This is a genomic window from Candidatus Hydrogenedentota bacterium, from assembly GCA_016791475.1.
Taxonomy (GTDB): domain Bacteria; phylum Hydrogenedentota; class Hydrogenedentia; order Hydrogenedentales; family JAEUWI01; genus JAEUWI01.
On sequence record JAEUWI010000468.1, the window covers coordinates 1 to 519 of the forward strand.

At 46.2% G+C, this 519-nt stretch carries 2 protein-coding genes; both read right to left on the reverse strand.

Annotated features, from left to right (window positions below; genetic code table 11):
• Window positions 1–324 (reverse strand): 50S ribosomal protein L22 (locus JNK74_30285; GenBank protein MBL7650458.1); only part of this gene is annotated, 324 nt, incomplete at its 3' end.
• Window positions 325–329: 5 nt separating this feature from the next.
• Window positions 330–519, reverse strand: a 190-nt coding sequence (rpsS, locus tag JNK74_30290) for a 30S ribosomal protein S19 (GenBank protein MBL7650459.1), incomplete at its 5' end; no start/stop codon positions are given.

The following is a 519-nucleotide window of genomic DNA, read 5'->3' on the forward strand; positions in this document are numbered from 1 at the left end:
ACCATCCACAAAAATATCTTTCACAAACAGGTCTGCTTCTTCAAGCTTCTCCTCTGTGTTTTTTGCTGACCAGTTAGAAATCGCAGAGAGCAAAAGCTTCTCGATCTTCTCTGCGCCAACTTTCGGCTCATACTTCAAGATGTTGAGCGCCTGGTTAACCCGAACACCGCGGATCAGGTCAGCTACCAATCTCATTTTACGCGGAGAAGTAGGTACGTTTGTCAGGCGGGCTTTAACCGCGCCAGTTTTCGCTGCCTCCTTCTTGGCATCACGCTTCTCTCTTTTGAGAACCGATCTTTTCGTTTTTTTAGCTGTAGCTTCCATGATTACTAAGCGTCTTTTCTGTTACCTGAGTGACCCTTAAAAGTGCGGGTAGGTGCAAATTCGCCCAGCTTGTGGCCCACCATGTTTTCAGTCACGTAAACAGGAATGAATTTATTTCCGTTGTGCACAGCGAATGTGTGGCTGATCATTTCAGGGATAATTGTTGATCTGCGAGACCAGGTCTTTATCACTGAC